The organism is Providencia sp. PROV048 (genome assembly GCF_033688165.1).
Classification (GTDB): domain Bacteria; phylum Pseudomonadota; class Gammaproteobacteria; order Enterobacterales; family Enterobacteriaceae; genus Providencia; species Providencia hangzhouensis.
Genome location: NZ_CP096360.1, coordinates 2,684,616 through 2,700,796, shown reverse-complemented (window position 1 = coordinate 2,700,796; position 16,181 = coordinate 2,684,616). Strand labels below are relative to the sequence as shown.

The 16,181-nt window shown below is 38.2% G+C and carries 18 protein-coding genes and 1 pseudogene; 10 read left to right on the top strand and 9 right to left on the bottom strand.

Annotation, left to right across the window (positions count from 1 at the left end; all coding sequences use genetic code 11):
• The first annotated feature begins 201 nt into the window (after positions 1 to 201).
• From fliE to cspA, 3 genes are all read left to right on the top strand, one after another.
• Positions 202 to 513: a flagellar hook-basal body complex protein FliE gene (fliE, locus tag M1F26_RS11925; RefSeq protein WP_004255594.1), complete on the top strand. Its 312-nt coding sequence runs from the start codon at positions 202 to 204 to the stop codon at positions 511 to 513.
• A 455-nt stretch (positions 514 to 968) separates the two neighbouring features.
• Positions 969 to 1,181 (top strand): AAA family ATPase, encoded by a 213-nt coding sequence (locus tag M1F26_RS11920; protein ID WP_180359460.1) that lies wholly within the window; start codon positions 969 to 971, stop codon positions 1,179 to 1,181.
• A 283-nt stretch (positions 1,182 to 1,464) separates the two neighbouring features.
• A complete protein-coding gene (gene cspA, locus M1F26_RS11915; RefSeq protein ID WP_036957846.1) occupies positions 1,465 to 1,677 on the top strand; it encodes an RNA chaperone/antiterminator CspA in 213 nt (70 codons plus the stop codon).
• 87 nt (positions 1,678 to 1,764) lie between these two features.
• On the opposite strand, the gene aes is transcribed toward cspA, so the two are convergent.
• The 3 genes from aes to M1F26_RS11900 all read right to left on the bottom strand — a co-directional run bounded on the left by aes (position 1,765) and on the right by M1F26_RS11900 (position 4,106).
• Entirely contained in the window at positions 1,765 to 2,736 is a 972-nt protein-coding gene (gene aes / locus M1F26_RS11910) for an acetyl esterase (protein ID WP_140170702.1), read from the bottom strand.
• A 219-nt stretch (positions 2,737 to 2,955) separates the two neighbouring features.
• Complete coding sequence (locus M1F26_RS11905) at positions 2,956 to 3,087, bottom strand: entericidin A/B family lipoprotein (RefSeq protein ID WP_140170701.1); 132 nt, start codon at positions 3,085 to 3,087, stop codon at positions 2,956 to 2,958.
• 551 nt (positions 3,088 to 3,638) lie between these two features.
• The gene (locus tag M1F26_RS11900; protein WP_140170700.1) at positions 3,639 to 4,106 is read right to left on the bottom strand and encodes a DUF1097 domain-containing protein; all 468 of its coding nucleotides are present in this window, start codon (positions 4,104 to 4,106) and stop codon (positions 3,639 to 3,641) included.
• Between the two features lie 466 nt (positions 4,107 to 4,572).
• Here M1F26_RS11900 and M1F26_RS11895 point away from each other — a divergent pair, with 466 nt between their 5' ends.
• Positions 4,573 to 5,073, top strand: a complete 501-nt coding sequence (locus M1F26_RS11895) for a hypothetical protein (RefSeq protein WP_136135513.1) — start codon at positions 4,573 to 4,575, stop codon at positions 5,071 to 5,073.
• 135 nt (positions 5,074 to 5,208) lie between these two features.
• On the opposite strand, the gene M1F26_RS11890 is transcribed toward M1F26_RS11895, so the two are convergent.
• On the bottom strand, positions 5,209 to 6,144 hold the full coding sequence (locus M1F26_RS11890) for a YadA C-terminal domain-containing protein (protein WP_227528811.1): 936 nt from the start codon (positions 6,142 to 6,144) through the stop codon (positions 5,209 to 5,211).
• Between the two features lie 711 nt (positions 6,145 to 6,855).
• On the opposite strand from M1F26_RS11890, the gene def reads away from it, so the two are divergent.
• Positions 6,856 to 7,365, top strand: a complete 510-nt coding sequence (gene def / locus M1F26_RS11885) for a peptide deformylase (RefSeq protein ID WP_102139319.1) — start codon at positions 6,856 to 6,858, stop codon at positions 7,363 to 7,365.
• Positions 7,366 to 7,418: 53 nt separating this feature from the next.
• Here the strand turns inward: def and fliT are convergent, their stop codons facing one another.
• From fliT to fliD, 3 genes are read right to left on the bottom strand one after another with little or no spacing between them, the layout of a single operon-like run.
• Entirely contained in the window at positions 7,419 to 7,808 is a 390-nt protein-coding gene (fliT, locus tag M1F26_RS11880; protein ID WP_094961189.1) for a flagellar protein FliT, read from the bottom strand.
• Entirely contained in the window at positions 7,798 to 8,196 is a 399-nt protein-coding gene (fliS, locus tag M1F26_RS11875; RefSeq protein ID WP_004909969.1) for a flagellar export chaperone FliS, read from the bottom strand. The genes fliT and fliS overlap by 11 nt, the downstream gene beginning before the upstream one ends.
• Before the next feature lie 18 nt (positions 8,197 to 8,214).
• The gene (fliD, locus tag M1F26_RS11870; RefSeq protein ID WP_140170699.1) at positions 8,215 to 9,651 is read right to left on the bottom strand and encodes a flagellar filament capping protein FliD; all 1,437 of its coding nucleotides are present in this window, start codon (positions 9,649 to 9,651) and stop codon (positions 8,215 to 8,217) included.
• Positions 9,652 to 10,018: 367 nt separating this feature from the next.
• On the opposite strand from fliD, the gene M1F26_RS11865 reads away from it, so the two are divergent.
• Positions 10,019 to 11,188, top strand: a complete 1,170-nt coding sequence (locus tag M1F26_RS11865) for a FliC/FljB family flagellin (RefSeq protein WP_140170698.1) — start codon at positions 10,019 to 10,021, stop codon at positions 11,186 to 11,188.
• A gap of 183 nt (positions 11,189 to 11,371) precedes the next feature.
• Here M1F26_RS11865 and M1F26_RS11860 read toward each other — a convergent pair whose 3' ends face one another.
• The gene (locus tag M1F26_RS11860) at positions 11,372 to 12,550 is read right to left on the bottom strand and encodes an MFS transporter (RefSeq protein WP_140170697.1); all 1,179 of its coding nucleotides are present in this window, start codon (positions 12,548 to 12,550) and stop codon (positions 11,372 to 11,374) included.
• 618 nt (positions 12,551 to 13,168) lie between these two features.
• Between M1F26_RS11860 and M1F26_RS11855 the strand changes: the two genes are divergently transcribed.
• Positions 13,169 to 13,882, top strand: a complete 714-nt coding sequence (locus tag M1F26_RS11855) for an RNA polymerase sigma factor FliA (RefSeq protein WP_140170696.1) — start codon at positions 13,169 to 13,171, stop codon at positions 13,880 to 13,882.
• A gap of 338 nt (positions 13,883 to 14,220) precedes the next feature.
• Here the strand turns inward: M1F26_RS11855 and M1F26_RS11850 are convergent, their stop codons facing one another.
• Positions 14,221 to 14,670 carry a GNAT family N-acetyltransferase gene (locus M1F26_RS11850; protein WP_140170695.1) on the bottom strand — a complete coding sequence of 150 codons (450 nt, stop codon included), beginning with the start codon at positions 14,668 to 14,670 and terminating at the stop codon, positions 14,221 to 14,223.
• Between the two features lie 203 nt (positions 14,671 to 14,873).
• Between M1F26_RS11850 and M1F26_RS20010 the strand changes: the two are divergent.
• From M1F26_RS20010 to M1F26_RS11840, 3 genes and pseudogenes are all read left to right on the top strand, one after another.
• A pseudogene (locus M1F26_RS20010) lies at positions 14,874 to 15,019 on the top strand (DnaJ domain-containing protein); the annotation flags it as partial.
• Complete coding sequence (cbpA, locus tag M1F26_RS11845; protein ID WP_413242946.1) at positions 14,972 to 15,820, top strand: curved DNA-binding protein; 849 nt, start codon at positions 14,972 to 14,974, stop codon at positions 15,818 to 15,820. The pseudogene M1F26_RS20010 and the gene cbpA, both read left to right, overlap by 48 nt.
• Positions 15,820 to 16,113 (top strand): chaperone modulator CbpM, encoded by a 294-nt coding sequence (locus M1F26_RS11840; RefSeq protein ID WP_140170694.1) that lies wholly within the window; start codon positions 15,820 to 15,822, stop codon positions 16,111 to 16,113. The genes cbpA and M1F26_RS11840 overlap by 1 nt, the downstream gene beginning before the upstream one ends.
• Positions 16,114 to 16,181: the final 68 nt, after the last annotated feature.

Sequence of the window (16,181 nt, the reverse complement as noted above, 5' to 3'; positions counted from 1 at the left end):
GGTGAAACAATGTTATTTCCCTCTTCGTAACGTCACTTTTTCACTTTGCTATTATTTCTTGTTTTAAGGGGTTCTAATGACGGAATCAGCCTATAAAATTGGTGTTATTTATCGGCTTCAAGTTAAAAAGGGTGTGGTAGGCTAAGCTAGCCAATATAGGTTATTGATAAATTCACATTAATTTAATAAGAAGAGAATCGAATGACAGTTCAAGCGATTGAAGGGGTTATTTCACAATTAAATGTCGTGGCAACCCAAGCCACTAACCCAATTAAACCCGTAATAGAGCCAGTTGGATTTGCTGATCACCTAGTTGCTTCCGTAAATCAAATTAATAAAACACGTAATGATTCAGCTAAGCAAGTTGAAAACTTTACGTTAGGAAAGCAAGATATTTCCTTAAATGACGTGATGGTTGATATGCAAAAAGCAAGTTTAAGTTTACAAATGGGAATTCAAGTACGTAATAAGCTCGTGGCGGCGTATCAAGAAATTATGTCTATGCCAGTATGATTTTACTATCTATTCGAATGTAATAAATTAATTGATTTTTCAGTACTCTGTTGGGAAAGTAATGGGGTAATTTTTTATTGCCAATAATAATCGGTTTGCATATTTTAATTCGATGATCAAGCATAGGAATAACAGTATGAAACGATTTATTGATAAGTGTTTTGTTATGGTTTCGTTCGTTATTGTTGGGTTATCATTTGTATTTGCTGGTGGGCTTCCGTTTGACCCAACTGAAAAAAGTAGTCAATCATAACTGTAATGGATTACAAGCTTTAAAAGCTGCGTGATGCGGCTTTTTTGTTATCTTAAATCCTACTTTATATATTGTTATTGTGAATTATCAATGGTCATTTTACCAATGTAGTATCCAAATAATGATTTAGATAAATGATAAACATCGGTATCATGATTAAGTGTTTTTACTTAATCACTGTATTGGAAAAATAAAAGCCATTATGAAAGTAATCTCTTCGCTATTTTGTCTATTTTTAATTACGGGTTGTACATTTACGCCTTCTTTCGAGCCTGATAAACCAACATGGCCAAAGCCGCATAAAGACGCCCGTTCATCCGAACAAAAAAGAGTCGATAGAGAAGCGGTACATGAGCAACAGCGAGCGGTGATGAGGGGAGAAAGACCTGATTATGGTGTTTTTGATAGGTACTAAACCTGAAGATGTGCTTTCTTTTAGGTTCGGATAAATAGCAAACTATTTGTTTCTTGAATTGATGTGAAAATAAAATTTGCCATTTGGTTATAAGTGTGGCTTAATATGCTCACTGGTTTGGAAGTACAGGCCTATTTATGTTAGTCAGTTTTAAGATGTTCACCATTAAGCGTTATCTCAGATACCACTTCATTGCGAATTCCTTCTAATTAATTCCCATAAGTACCACAAGAACAAACCGCAACATGCCTTATGGCAATTTTAAAAAATTAAAGGAAATTCTATGTCTAATACAATGACTGGTACAGTAAAATGGTTTAACGATGATAAAGGTTTTGGTTTTATCACTCCTGCAGACGGCAGCAAAGATGTATTTGTTCACTTTTCTGCAATTCAAAGTGATAACTTCAAATCATTAGCAGAAGGCCAACAAGTTTCATTCACCATTGAAAATGGTGCTAAAGGCCCTGCAGCAGCTAACGTTATCGCTAAATAACGATAAACGAATCGCTAAGCATTCAAAAACCTCGCTAAATGCGAGGTTTTTTCGTTTTATCGTCTGTTATCTTCAATAAATATAGAGTTAATATTGTAAAAGTTGTTTGATAAAATAATTCGCACCATCACGAATTGCTTCATCTGATATTGGCATCATGCGAGAGTAATGTAAGAAAGCATGCAAAGTTCCTGGGTACATTTTATATTCACAAGGTATATTGTTAGCGTCGAGTGTTCGGAATAAAGCCAAGTTATCATCTAATAGAGGGTCAAATTCTGCACTAGCAATAAAGCAAGGTGGAATATCATAGGTTAAGTCATTATTGAATAAGCAGTAATAAGGGGCTTCTCTATCACCATTTTCCCCGAGATAGGCATTATCATAATTTTCTAAGTCTTCTTTTTGTAACCCATCCCATTCCCCACCATATAGCCGCCGACTGATTGAATCCTGTAAGCCATAAAGCCCATACCACAATAAAACGGATTTAATATTGGCACTTTCTATAGTGTTATCACGCAACCAAAGTATAGAAGCAAGAGATAACATTGCGCCAGCTGAGTCACCTGCAAAGCCAGTTTGTTGCATATTGATATTATGCTCTGCGGCATTTTGTTGATAATACTGGTAAACGGTGGATATTTCTTCAATGGCTTGGGGGTAGCGAGCTTCAGGGGATAACGAATAATCTATTCCAATAACGGTACAGCCTGAATAACAGGCTAGTAATCGCATTATGCGGTCATGAGTTTGTAAATTACCTAAAATAAACCCGCCTCCGTGAATATAAAATAAAGTTGCTGGTGGTGACTTCAGGGGGTGAAATAGACGAGTCAAAATATTGCCATATTGAGTTGGTACTTGAATATCGTAAATATTGTGCATCATTGGCGCTTCTGCATTCCAATATTTTCTATCTTCAATATACGCTTGTCGCATTCCGTAATAGCTGGTGTCAATAGGGGAAGGGGATGGGTTTTCTGCATAAAATTGCATTACAGATTGCATTTCAGGTGAAATGTGGTCTAACACATTAATTTTATTTTTCGGGTTCATTATGCTCTCCTAGCTGGATGGCTTCCATTGTAAAAGAGAGGCATAATTAAATTGTGATCCTGTTAGCCAATATTAAAATGTTCTGTATTTCAATAGAGTAAGGTTTAGGAATTTATAGGCTCTTTAATTTATATACCAAACGGCGAAACTGTCACCGTTTGGTATATATGTCAGTTCTAGTCGAGGTAGCTAATATTTAAGGATGATGGTTGTTAGCCATCATTTAGCAGCTCTTTGTATGGCTTCGCCACCTGCTTCTATATCTTCACCAACACCTTTGGTGGTGTTGCATGCGCCTAAAGAGAATACGACAGCTAATGAACAGGCTAAAAAGCAAATTTTTTTAATCATATCTTCTTCCTTTCGTTACATTCAGTTATAGGTCTTAAGATATTCTTATTCAAGTATAGCAGAGGAATGAAAGTGCGTTTTTCAAATGATTCTGATTTTACGTTCTAGCCATATAAATTTAATTAGTTTATTACGCTTTTATTTCACTTTTTATTGGTGTAATATTCTAAGTTATAAATTAATAAAAGAAAAACATATTGGTGCTTAGAAAAGGTTTTACCTTTTTATTGATAATATAAGGATGCAGAAAAATCTGAATTTCACTATATGATTATATTAAAAAGAATTAATTCGACTGATGTTTGACCAGTTGTATAAGCTTTATTAATCTAAATTGGAATTTCAAGTCCAAATTTTATCATTTTATTAACAAACTTATCATTATTATATTTGTGGGTATAAGTAAGGGTACTTAGTTTAATGTTTGATTAATTACTAGTTAAATCAAAATGTTATATATTGCTGTTAGACAATTTTAATGTAATATCGAATCTGTTTGAAATTCCCTTGGTTTCATTGATTTATTTAAACCGCCATATTGGCGGTTTTTTTTAGTTTTTATCCGATAAGTACTTTTCAAATAACCAAAGTCCACTTTTTTTCATTGCAAAACCAAATAGCACACCGATGAGTAGTGATTGCATCGTTACCAACCAAGCACCTTCAGTCGCAAAAATAGTACAGGTGCCGACAAAAGTGCCCGGTATATAAGAAAGCCACTGCTTTTTGGCTTGCATACACATCAAAAAGGCAACAATACCCGTCAGGAAGTACCCAACAAAATGAGGTAAGTGTTGCAGGTAGTCACCGCTATGCAGGATCACCAACCCCCAAACCACGCCGCTACTGACGGTTAGTGCAGTAATACCTAGTCCTTTAAGCCCATCTTTGGGGTAAGCAAAATATGCGGTACAGCCTAAAAATCCGGCCCAACCGATTAACCCTAAGCTATCTGCAACCCAAGCCCATATACCAGAGAGAATGGCGGTTGTTAAAGAAAGAGAGAATAATAATTTCACAATTTGTACTTTACGTTATGGTTATTTGTTAACAATGAGATTGGTGAATGCCTGTTAGTCCACCAGTTAGTTACAAAATCCACTCGTTACAAAAGCAATTAATTATAAAGCTAAGTTGTAACGATTCAGCTATCTTGTTATTCAAGAACCATCTAGAGAGTTTCAAGTATTGCTAGAGGGGTAACTGACTAATAATATGATAGTTATCTGTATTGCAGTGGTACTGGGATCGTGTAAAGCAGAGCATTGTATAGACCCAAAGTAAATCTGGCAATCTGTATACGATGGTTTATCTGTATTAACTTTATCTTTTTGATAATAATTAATTGTATGTAAATTTAGTGTTAAATAAATAGCTTAAAATATAAATATTAATGTTGATTGAGTTAATAGCTGATGACTTTTTTACTTCAATTTAGCCTCCTCACCCTGTAGCATGAGATAAATTGATTAGTGAGGTGAGAGTATGAAATGGATGATAGCTGGGGTTGCTGCGTTGCTATTAGTAGGGTGTGATACCACATCGACCGCACCATTTGGCTTAAACTGGGGGCAAAGTATGGATAGCATCAGTTTTATTAAGGCGGGGAAATGCCAAGCAAATGGCAGTAAAACAGTTTGTACTTTTGGGCAGCAAAAACCTTTTAATGATTGGAGCTATGAAAATCAACTCACTTTTGATGATGGCGGACTCATTCAAGTTGCCACTACACTTGTTGGGGTTGAAGATTATACCTCGCCAAAACCAGATTTTACAGACTTCCAACAAAAGTTAGAAAATGAAATGGGTTATTTGACAAAGCAAGGGCTTAGTCCGCAAGTCGCCAGTGGGTTTCTCTCGAAATGCCAATCTGAAACCAGTTGTAATAAAGTAAGTGAGTCATCGCCAACTCATGTTGGTATGTCTAATCTTTGGGTTACCATTAACCCAACACCAATTGCGATTGTGACTTATCACCAAGATTAATTACAACTCAGAGCTAGTTAATTTAGATATTGGCCGATTAGGTCGATTAAAAATAGCACCAATGTATCATTGGTACTATTGGTTAATGCTTATAAATAATTTATAAAGGTTATATGAAAAATAGGAGTTAGAGAGTTACCAACCGAAGGCGACACCCGCTCCGATAACGGCAGCATCAGAATTGTTCCAAGAAACAGAACTGCGTAAGTTAATATTTTCTTTTAATTGATATTGAGCTCCAGCAGCGATCGCAGAACCATTTTTGTAATTACCTACGCCAACCCCGGCACTAAAGCGGGTATTTATTGCATAAGGGATATTGCTCATTGCGGCAACGGAGGCAATACCCGCATTGGCTTCTTGGGCACGTTTATCTATTTTGCTATCAAGCTGGCTGACCTCATGGTCAAATTTATTTTCTAACTTTGTGAATTTAACTTCGTTTCCTTTTTGCGTTTTGGCCGCGTCACTTTTTAGGGTTTTTATTGACGAGGTGTTTCCAATAACTTTTTTATCAAGATTCTGAATATTGGTATTTAATTGTTCGGTGACTTGATCCGCCGCATTTACACCAATTAACGCACCCTGTACATATAATTCGACTTCTTTTAATTTTGAGTCAAACGCATGGTGTTCTGTTTCATTATCTTTTTGTATTGATGTGATTTGGTCATTAATTAAATCAGTATTGTCTTGTATTTTTTCGGCGTTTATGTTGTAAGAAGTGAGTATAGAGCTGTCTACGGTGTTTTGTAACTCCACTAACTCATTTCGTATATCTCCCGTTTCTAATTTAAGATTAAGATGCCTTATATTTAATTTATCAATATCACTACTGAAATTTGAGTTCATCTGGTTAATTTCGCTATCTATCTCATCGATTTTTTCATTGATATGAATGATTCTTATAGTGTTATTATTAACACCTTTAGTATTATTATTAATCCTTTGTGCATTGATATCACTTAATATTGGTGCGGGATTTGAATGTGTAGTGTTGGCTACTGCAGTGAAAGACAAACCGCTGAGTAATATAACAGCTAAATAACGAGCTAATGTTTTCTTTTCCATGTGTTAATTTCCGTATTATTTAAAATATTATCTAAAGAAGAATGAAGAGGGGATTTGTTTTTCTCAACTTATTTATAATAGGGTCATTTTTCTGGCGGGTAAAATCGATTTTTTAAATTATAATTATTCGGGATATTCGTGTTTGATTGGAATAAAGACGGTGAAATTTTTATTATAAATATATCTGAATTTTTAAATTAATTAAATTATAAGATACTCTGCTTATTATTTGTTGTATATTAATTTGAAAATAATTTGAATGTGGCCCAACTGTATTTTTATGATGAAAAAACATAAAATTAAATATCCATAGGAAAATAACTGTGACTAGCCGATAAAACAGAAACAGTTGGAAACCTACAAAGGAGCACCATTTTTCTATTTTAGATGTTTTTTTTAAAATAACGTGTTATTTTTCTGTGAAATTTTATGTACCTTGTGTGGCATAAAGGTTTAAACTAAACAGCTTAGTGATAATTTATTGATGTTTAAAGTGAAATTTTCTTTCTGATTAACAATGCCATTTTTTGCATGTTGTTGATGAAATAGAAAGACGATAATATTTTGTCTGTTTGCCATACTTCACTGGCAGGGCAGTGACGGCAGTTAACGCCGTTAAAACCGTGGTTATTGCATGTCGTCACTGTAGTTTAAAGTATTTTGAATTATTGATATTTGAATAAAAGCAATCGAATTTATAGGGTTTAAATTATGGCAGTAAGAGAAATTATTGAAATTCCAGATGAACGACTGCGTATTAAATGCAGCCCAGTGACAGATTTCGCTGCAGTACAAACCTTAATCGACGATTTGTTAGATACCATGTACAGCACCGATAACGGCATTGGCCTCGCTGCTACGCAAATTGCTGAAACTAAATCCATTATGGTGATTGATATTTCAGAAAACCGTGATGAGCCGATGGTATTTGTTAACCCTGAGATTGTCGAAAGTGAAGGGGAAACCAGCTACCAAGAAGGGTGCTTGTCAGTACCGGAGATCTACGCGGATGTAGAGCGTTTCCTGCGCGTTAAAGTGAAAGCGTTCGATAGGCACGGTAAAGCGTTTGAAGTGGATAGCGACGAGTTCTTAGCGATTGTCATGCAACATGAAATTGACCACTTACACGGTAAAGTGTTTCTTGACCACTTGTCACCGTTAAAACGCAATATGCTGTTGAAAAAACTGAAAAAGCAGCAACGTCTAAAGCAGCAACAATAGGCTGTAATCCCGAAGGGAAGAGGGTGTCAGGCTTGTTGGCCTGACACTTAAATTCATTCCATGGGGCGAACGACTAACGGGGTGTCTGGCTCATCAAATTGGCCATAGCTATTATTGAGTACCCGTTTTTGGTCTAATTGCTTAATTTCTTTGCTTAAAAAGTTTAAATGCTGTTGTAAATATTCTTTAGTAACGCGTTCATTTTCAATAATTTTATGCAATAACTGAATAAACTCTTCAGTTATTGGCTGCTGTTTTTCGAACGCTTGCGTTAACTTGGTGAGGTTTTCCACCGCAAGGACATATTCTGTCTCTCGGGAGACTAACGTCTCCCATTCCCCGGATTGCGCTAAGGCAACTAAATTTTCACTTAATACTAAGACATTACGGTATATTTCTTGTAAATCGATAGGATTTTTATTGTCCACCTGATTATCTTTCATCCACATTTGCACCGATTTGTTGCCACGCAGAGGCGATATCGGAGAGTAATTGGTAAACTTCTTGGACATAAGCCACGTTGTTTTCGAGGTTGGCACGGAGTAGCTGCATAGTCATATACTCATACAAACTTGCTAAATTTTCTGCAAGTTCGCCGCCAGCTTCATAATTTAACGACTGCTTTAACCCAGTGTCAATGATGTCGATAGCTTTTGAGATTTCTTTACCTTTTTCAGCCACCTTACCCTGTTGCATAAAAATTTCCCCGCGTTTTAGGGCACTTAGCGCCCCTTTAAACAGGATTTGGATCAGTTGGTATGGGGTCGCGTTGGTGATTTCACTCTCCAAGTCGACCTGCTGATAGGCTTGCTGTGCGTGTCGTTGATACATGTTTTTAACCTAAAAGTATTAGCCTAATAATCGGCCTAATGAATTACTGGTGCTGTTCAGTGACGTCATCATTTTGTCCAAGTTTTGGAACTGACGGCGGTGTAAATCCATGGTGTTTTCGATCTGTTTATTGGTCTGCTCAATACGTTTGTCTAAGCTTTTCTTTTTCTTTTGGATACCATCGGTGGCGTTGTGCAGGGTGCCTTCTTTACTGTCTAAGGTGTCTTTTAAAAAGTTAAAATTTTGCGTACCAAAGCCTGTTTTTTCACCGTCACCCGCAAAAAATACTTTAACGCTGGTTGGATTTTCTTTTAGCGCTTTATCCAGCACTTTATTATCAATCTCTAAGGTACCGTCCAGTTTTTGCTTGATACCCATTTTATTGAGTAAATTCATCTCTCCGCTATCTTGTGCGGTACGCACTTGGGAGCGCAGCGTGCTTTGAATACCCCGTAAGGTTGAATCACCAATCAGTGGGCCATTGCTTTTATCTGGTGCAGTCCCTTTTTCTGTTGGGGTATATTTGGTGAGTTCACTAGCAAGAGTTTGAAATTCATTATAGGCATCCACCCACGCTTTAATTTTAACTTTAGCGGGCTCGATATCTTCAGAAACGATTAAATGGTCAGCTTTATTATTTTCGCTTTCTTTTTTCAGTGTGAGGGTTAAACCAGGGAAGAGATCTTTGGCTTCATTGGTTTGTGATTCCAACTCAAAACCGTCAATTTCCAGTAAAGCCGTTTGTGGGGCAACTTTTTGCACCATACCACTGTCTTTATCAGTATTTAAGGTAACGACACCTTTATCATCCATCACCGACTCAACATTGAGTATTTTAGCAAGTTCATCATCACCGTCGACTTTAATGCTAATACGGTTTTCTGTACCTTCTTTTTTGGACGTCACGACGAGGTGATATTCGTTATTTTTATCTTTAATGACGGAGGCAGTGACACCTTTATCAGTTTTATTAATTGCATCTGCAATCTCGATTAAAGAGGTACTCTCTTTATCAAGTTTGATAACGATTTTGTCTTTAGCTTCTTTTTGTGAAGGTTGAGTGATGGTAATGGTGCGTTCACTGGCATCACTGCCTAATAATTTTTTATTATCAGTTTGCCCTTGAGTGGCAATAGTTTGCGCTTTTGCCAACCGTGTAACTAACACATCATGTACACCTGCAACGGCTTTACCATCGGTTTTCACGTCAAAGGCTTTATATTCGCCATTCACTTTGGTGGTGCTGATATCGCCATATTTTTTTAAATCTTCAGCGGCTTTTTTCAGTTTTTCTAAGGACGACTGCATTTTACCAAAGGCGCTAATTTGGGCATCATAACTGGCTTTTTGGGTGGTTAATGGCTCTAAACGACGGCGCTCCATCGCTTCTAATTGATCCATTTGTACGTTTAAATCTAAGTTTGACCCGATACCGAGTGTGGATATTCCTGCCATGTTTTCTCCTACGCTATGTCAGCGACATAAATCTTGAATATAAAAACTATTTAGACTGATATCGGCCAAAGGGAGGAAAATTTTAGACTATTCTGAGAAACAACGATGGCGGGAAGTAACGGGGTAAACCTAGGTATTTATTCTTATTAGGGTTAAATAATCAGAAAATGGATAAAAATAAAATAGTTCCAAACAAAATAATAAAGTAAAAAGCGGCTTCCCGTGCAGGTTTTGCCGTTATTGATGAAATTTTTATGCAAAAAGCCTAAAGGGGTTTTGGTTACAGCCGATAAACATATTGCTGACGAAAATCACTCAGTTAAGCACATAGGCTTAACTTATTAATTTGAATAACAAGGACATTACCATGGCACAAGTTATTAACACTAACATTCTGTCTCTGACCACTCAGAACAATTTAAACCGTTCACAAGGCGTATTAGGTACGGCGATTGAGCGTTTATCTTCTGGTTCACGTATCAACAGCGCAAAAGACGATGCGGCAGGCCAAGCGATTGCTAACCGTTTCACTGCAAACGTGAAAGGTTTAACCCAAGCAGCACGTAACGCGAACGACGGTATCTCTATCGCACAAACTGCTGAAGGCGCAGTTAACGAAATCAACGATAACTTACAACGCGTTCGTGAACTGACTGTTCAAGCACAAAACGGTACTAACTCTAAGAGCGACATCGAGTCTATCAATAAAGAAGTTAAGGCTCGTATGGACGAGATCAACCGTATTTCTGAACAAACTCAGTTTAACGGCGTGAAAGTATTAAGCCAAGATACTTCAATGAAGATTCAGGTTGGTACTAACGATTCAGAAACTATCGCTATCAACTTGAAAAAAATTGATAGCAAAGAGTTAGGTTTGACTGGTTTTGATGCAAGCTCAAGCAAATTCGGTTCAGAAGTCACTGCTGATAGTTATGTTAAGAAGTTACAAGGTGACCTTGATGATAATGTATCTGCAACAGCAGCGGCTAAGAAAGGTTTTGATGATATTAAGGTTGACGGTGCTAAACTTACTGGTGCTAAAGTATATTATGCAACCAACGCCGATGGCACAGATAATACCGCACAAATGTTTATTGTTGGTAAAAATGCAGCAGGTGAAGAAGTCACAGCTAAAATGGCTGCACCTACAGTAACTGCTGGGAAGAAAGAAACTAGTGCTGGTGCTGGTGATGAAGTTGAACCAGAATTAACATTTGCCGCAGCTACCACTTTAACTGAAGCTGAGCAAGAAGCACTGGATGCTAAAGGCCCTCTGGGTACTTTAGACAAAGCATTAGCAACTGTTGATAGCTTACGTTCAGATTTAGGTGCTATCCAAAACCGTATGCAATCTACCATCAATAACCTGAACAACTCTGTTAACAACCTGAGTGCTGCACGTAGCCGTATTCAAGATGCTGACTTCGCGACAGAAGTTTCTAACATGAGCCGTGGTCAGATCCTGCAACAAGCAGGTACTGCTGTGTTAGCGCAAGCTAACCAAGTTCCACAAGGTGTTTTAAGTCTGTTACGTTAATTTAGACTTGTATTCCCGATTAAAGGCCAGCAAGCTGGCCTTTTCTTTGCCCGTCATACTTCGCGCTGCAGTGTTGTTGACTTTAGTCGCTCACCCGAATCACGTACCTATGTACGTTCATCGGGATAATCTCCTTTGTCGCCTAGCCGCACCACGAATTATTTAGGGCTCGCTTTAGCATTTTCAGACAAGTTCTGTATGGCTTTTAGCGCTGGTTTTGGCACAGCTGTAAATTAATATATTTGATAACAGAATAAATATAATAATAACCAAAGGGGTGTTAACCAGAAAACCAGACTCATAAACATAGGGTAGGGCAATTCCGCCAAAGATATCCCCTGTCAAAAACGCGGTTTGTATTAAACCAAAAATATGTTCGGCATTCCCTTTGCGTGCAATCTCCATCTCAACCAAATTGATCAGCAGTGAGCAAACGGTTCTAAACATATACATGGCAATAATCGAGATGGCGAAAACAATCGGGGAGCTAAATTTTATTGACCAAAACATACCATAGAGCATCAGCATGCATAAACCAGAAAAAACGAGTAATGAGATAGGTTTATCTTTGTCAGAAAAAATAAACATAAAAAGGTTTTTGAGTACTAGCCCAGAAATAATGCCTAATGACATCACAAGGCCAACATTCGCATCTGAAAAATGCATGTTTTTTAAATACACTGGGATAATGGGTAAGATCAACGCCCAACTGGTGCCACTGAGAATAAATGCAATAAATAAAACTAAATCTGCTTTATTGAGAAAATGAAAAAATGAAGTGCCTTTTTGGGAGCCTTTTTTTACTAATGGTTTCTCAGTTTTTGGTATTTTTAATGAAGGAATGGCTACAATGGCGATTAATACCATGACCCCGCTAATCAATAAGGCGGAACGATATGGAGTTTGATCGATAATTGATAAAATCGTCACTAGCCCTCCTGCAATAAAAGCCCCAAGGCTTTGTGCAATTGTGCTTAAATTATCAGTGTGCAACAGGACTTTATTTTGTTCCTGTTTATCAATATTAAAAATCAGTGATTTTAGCGCAATAGCGATAATACTTGCACCCATCCCTGCCATCAAACCTGAAGTCACGGCGATAGCCATCCCTGTGGGATAGGCTCTAAGAACAAGGCCGCCTCCATATAGAAAAAAGCCCACCATTAACCCATGCTTAGTGCCAATTTGGGACAGTCCTTTGGCATAAAGTAGTGAGCAGGCCCCCGCAATTGCCATCATTACGTACGAAATTGAAAATAACGTTAATTGCGCCTGCTGTTCCCAGTAGATAGGCTGCAATGTTTTGGATATCCACATTGGGAAAAGATAGAAAAAATAAAAGAAATATATTTTGTGTATCATTTTTCTTCTTAATTATTTAAGTTTAAATTAAAAGATAATAACCTCAAAATATCTATGTGTTATTTTACTTTTTAATTAAACTAATATGCTATTACATTAGTGAATGTAAAAATACATTATATAAGTTAAATCTGTCAAATAATAAGTTGTTTACCTTGTTAGTCCGAATTAACTTAATGTTTAATTAATATTAATTGTATTTAATAATGATATTATTTATATATAATCCATTAATCTGATTATTTTCTTTGTCATTATTTTCCATATCTAGTGCTATGTTTACTTTGGTTCTCATGCTTAGTGTTAAGCTTGCTTGCTGCTTACCGATAACTTTACTTGCTTTAAGAAGGCTAATTTAGTCAATAACAAAGTCTAAAGTCCAAATCTGCAATTTAATGACAAAATCACTTCTCAATAAAACAACCACTCCCTCTTGTATTACCAGTAAAATTCCCTAAAAATTGTGTTAAAACAATCGTTAACATTGCAATCATTCAAATTTTACCTATTTAGGATAAGGCAAATAAAGCCATATTTAGTGCCTTACTCTACGGATTGAATTCAAAACCAACACAGATAATGAATAACTTTTATAGAGCTTGAAGGGTGATTCAGGTTGTGAGTGATTTGTATACTGCCGAAGGTGTGATTAATAAAAATAGCCTATGGGAGCGTTATTACCCTCTAATACGCCATGAAGCCCTAAAACTGCAAGTTAGACTACCCGCTAGTGTTGACATTGACGACTTAATTCAAGCGGGGGGCATAGGCTTACTGCATGCATTGGAACGTTTCGATGTGACTCAAGGGGCATCGTTCGCTACCTATGCGGTGCAGCGTATTCGTGGCTCAATGCTAGATGAATTGCGCAGCCGTGACTGGGTGCCGCGTAGTGTACGCCGCCAAGCGCGTGAAATGACCAAAGCCATTGGTGCGCTGGAGCAATCATTAGGGCGCAGTGCCACCGAGCCGGAAATCGCCAAAGCGCTGGATATTGACCTTGCTGAGTATCGCCAAGCGCTGCTAGACACCAATAACAGCCAACTGTTTTCCTATGATGAATGGCATGAGGTTCATGGGGAAAGCTGTGAGCCGCAAATGGATGAAGATGACGGCGGTAACCCGTTGAGTCTGTTGCTAGATTCCAGCTTGCGTGACCAAATCGCGGCGGCGATTAATCAATTACCAGAACGCGAAAAAATGGTGCTGACACTGTATTACCAAGAAGAGCTGAATCTGAAGGAGATTGGCGCGGTGCTGGAGGTGGGGGAGTCAAGGGTGAGTCAGCTGCATAGTCAGGCTATTAAGCGTCTCCGCGGCCGCCTCAGATAGATGCTCGTCATACTTCGCATTGTGGGGGTGTCGACTGCGCTCGGCTACTCGGGTCACATACTTATGTATGCTCCCCGAGATATCCTCTCTGGTCTTCTACCCACAATACGAATTATTTAGAGCATCAGCATCGAGGGATTTTTAATAAAACCTAAATCGAAACTGTTTTTTAGATATTTCCAGTGTTTTTCATACTGATGTATGCTATTAGGGCTAAACTAGCTTGCCGCCTAGCTGTAGCACGAATTATTTAGAGCATACGCATAGGGGTATTTTAAATCTCATTTAAATTTGTTTTTTCTACTATATTTCTACGCTTTTAACGATGTTACTTTCTATTATTCATCCAGCTCTGCCGATCTAACCAAAAAATTCTCTGCCGTGGTGTGCCATGCTCTTGGGGATTGGGTGAACCCCAGTTTTAAGTATTCGGTGAGGTTGCTGTCGGTGGAGAAAAATAAAATCTGGCAGTCGGCGGGGAGTTCTTCAGCGACGAGGCGCATTAATTGGCGGTCGATACCGTGTTTTTGATAATGCATATCAACGGCCAGTTCGCAGATATAACAGCAAGAACTAAAATCCGTCACCGTGCGGACAAAACCGACCACCTGTTCGTCATCCCATGCACTAACCAATAAATCCGCGTTATTCAGCATTGCATCTAATTGAGTAAGATTATCGGTTGGCACCATTTCTTTAAATGGTGACTGGCGAATTAATCGAATAAAATCCTCAATAGAGATAGCAAAATTGACTTTATAGTTCAGGCGATTGGCAAGAGCATCCATAGAGTTCCCCTATTAATCAAACGGCACTCTTATAGGTTTAGCCTGAAATAGCGTAAATTTCCTGTTTTTTGTGGAATTTTATCATGGCCTAGCTATTCCAATTACTGCGTAAATGTCCTAAGTTAAATTCAAGGTCGTTGTGATGTTTAACCCAATTGGGTAAATACCATAAGAATTCTATTCAACAGATAAGTGAACGAGATATGACTATGGAACTAAAGGATTATTACAGCATCATGGGTGTTAAGCGCACCGATGATTTAAAAACCATTAAGACCGCGTATCGCCGTTTAGCGCGAAAATATCACCCCGATGTCACAGTAAAGAGCCAAATGCAGAAGCGCGATTTAAAGAAATTGCAGAGGCGTGGGCGGTACTCAGCGACAAAGAAAAACGCGCGGAATACGATGAAATGTGGGAGCACAGAAATGACCCCTATTTTAACCAAGCCAACCAAGGTCAACAAAGCCAGACATATTCTCAGCAAGGGTTTGATGCGGGTGGTTTTGATGACATTTTTTCATCGATGTTTTCCCAACGTACACGTGGTGGCACAAGGCAAACACGCAGTCACCGCGGGCAGGACTTAGAAGTTGAACTGGCTGTTTTCCTTGAAGAAACCCAAGAACCACATAAACGTACCATTAGCTATAACTTACCCGTCTATAACGCTTTTGGTTTTATCGAAAATGAAGTTCCCAAAACACTTAATGTGACTATCCCGGCAGGGGTGATTGATGGGCAACGTATTCGCTTAAAAGGGCAAGGCACAGCGGGGGAAAATGGCGGTGAAAATGGCGATCTATGGATAACCATCCGCATTGCACCACATCCATTATTTGATATCAAAGGCCATGATTTAGAAGTGGTCGTGCCGCTTGCGCCATGGGAAGCAGCCCTCGGAACTAAAGTCACCATTCCAACATTAAAAGACCCGATTGTGATCACCGTTCCTGCTAATAGCCAAGCTGGCCAAAAATTACGCCTTAAAGGTAAAGGGCTGAAACATAAAGGCACAGCTGGGGATCTGTATGCGATTATAAAAATCGTGATGCCGAATAGCAGTAATGCAGAGTCGGATGCGCTATGGCAGAAGTTGGCTGAGAGCCATACGCACTTTGACCCGCGTAAAAATTGGGGAGGAAAATAATGGAACAGTTAACCACATTAACCGTTATTGATTTTTGCATTCATACCGGTATTGCTGAAGATGAATTACAAGAAATTGTCGGCCTTGGGATAATTCAACCTATTGAAACTACCAATGAATGGTTGTTTGACGACCAAGCGGTAGTCATTGTGAGAAGAGCCGTGCGTCTTTACCATGAATTAGAAATTGACTGGCCGGGCATCGCAATGGCGATGAGCCTAATGGATCAAAATGAAATACTCCGACGCGAAAATGAGATGTTGCGTTTACAGTTAAAACGTTTTATTGGTTAGTTAGCCAATAATTTAATTATTCACCACCACAAGCCTTAATAAGTAAATTAGGTTTGTGGTGGTTATAG

Coding starts and splice junctions, on each gene's coding strand:
- fliE (WP_004255594.1), top strand. CDS start 202: ATGACAGTTCAAGCGATTGAAGGGGTTATTTCACAATTAAATGTCGTG.
- M1F26_RS11920 (WP_180359460.1), top strand. CDS start 969: ATGAAAGTAATCTCTTCGCTATTTTGTCTATTTTTAATTACGGGTTGT.
- cspA (WP_036957846.1), top strand. CDS start 1,465: ATGTCTAATACAATGACTGGTACAGTAAAATGGTTTAACGATGATAAA.
- aes (WP_140170702.1), bottom strand. CDS start 2,736: ATGAACCCGAAAAATAAAATTAATGTGTTAGACCACATTTCACCTGAA.
- M1F26_RS11905 (WP_140170701.1), bottom strand. CDS start 3,087: ATGATTAAAAAAATTTGCTTTTTAGCCTGTTCATTAGCTGTCGTATTC.
- M1F26_RS11895 (WP_136135513.1), top strand. CDS start 4,573: ATGAAATGGATGATAGCTGGGGTTGCTGCGTTGCTATTAGTAGGGTGT.
- M1F26_RS11890 (WP_227528811.1), bottom strand. CDS start 6,144: ATGGAAAAGAAAACATTAGCTCGTTATTTAGCTGTTATATTACTCAGC.
- def (WP_102139319.1), top strand. CDS start 6,856: ATGGCAGTAAGAGAAATTATTGAAATTCCAGATGAACGACTGCGTATT.
- fliT (WP_094961189.1), bottom strand. CDS start 7,808: ATGAAAGATAATCAGGTGGACAATAAAAATCCTATCGATTTACAAGAA.
- fliS (WP_004909969.1), bottom strand. CDS start 8,196: ATGTATCAACGACACGCACAGCAAGCCTATCAGCAGGTCGACTTGGAG.
- fliD (WP_140170699.1), bottom strand. CDS start 9,651: ATGGCAGGAATATCCACACTCGGTATCGGGTCAAACTTAGATTTAAAC.
- M1F26_RS11865 (WP_140170698.1), top strand. CDS start 10,019: ATGGCACAAGTTATTAACACTAACATTCTGTCTCTGACCACTCAGAAC.
- M1F26_RS11860 (WP_140170697.1), bottom strand. CDS start 12,550: ATGATACACAAAATATATTTCTTTTATTTTTTCTATCTTTTCCCAATG.
- M1F26_RS11850 (WP_140170695.1), bottom strand. CDS start 14,670: ATGGATGCTCTTGCCAATCGCCTGAACTATAAAGTCAATTTTGCTATC.
- M1F26_RS11840 (WP_140170694.1), top strand. CDS start 15,820: ATGGAACAGTTAACCACATTAACCGTTATTGATTTTTGCATTCATACC.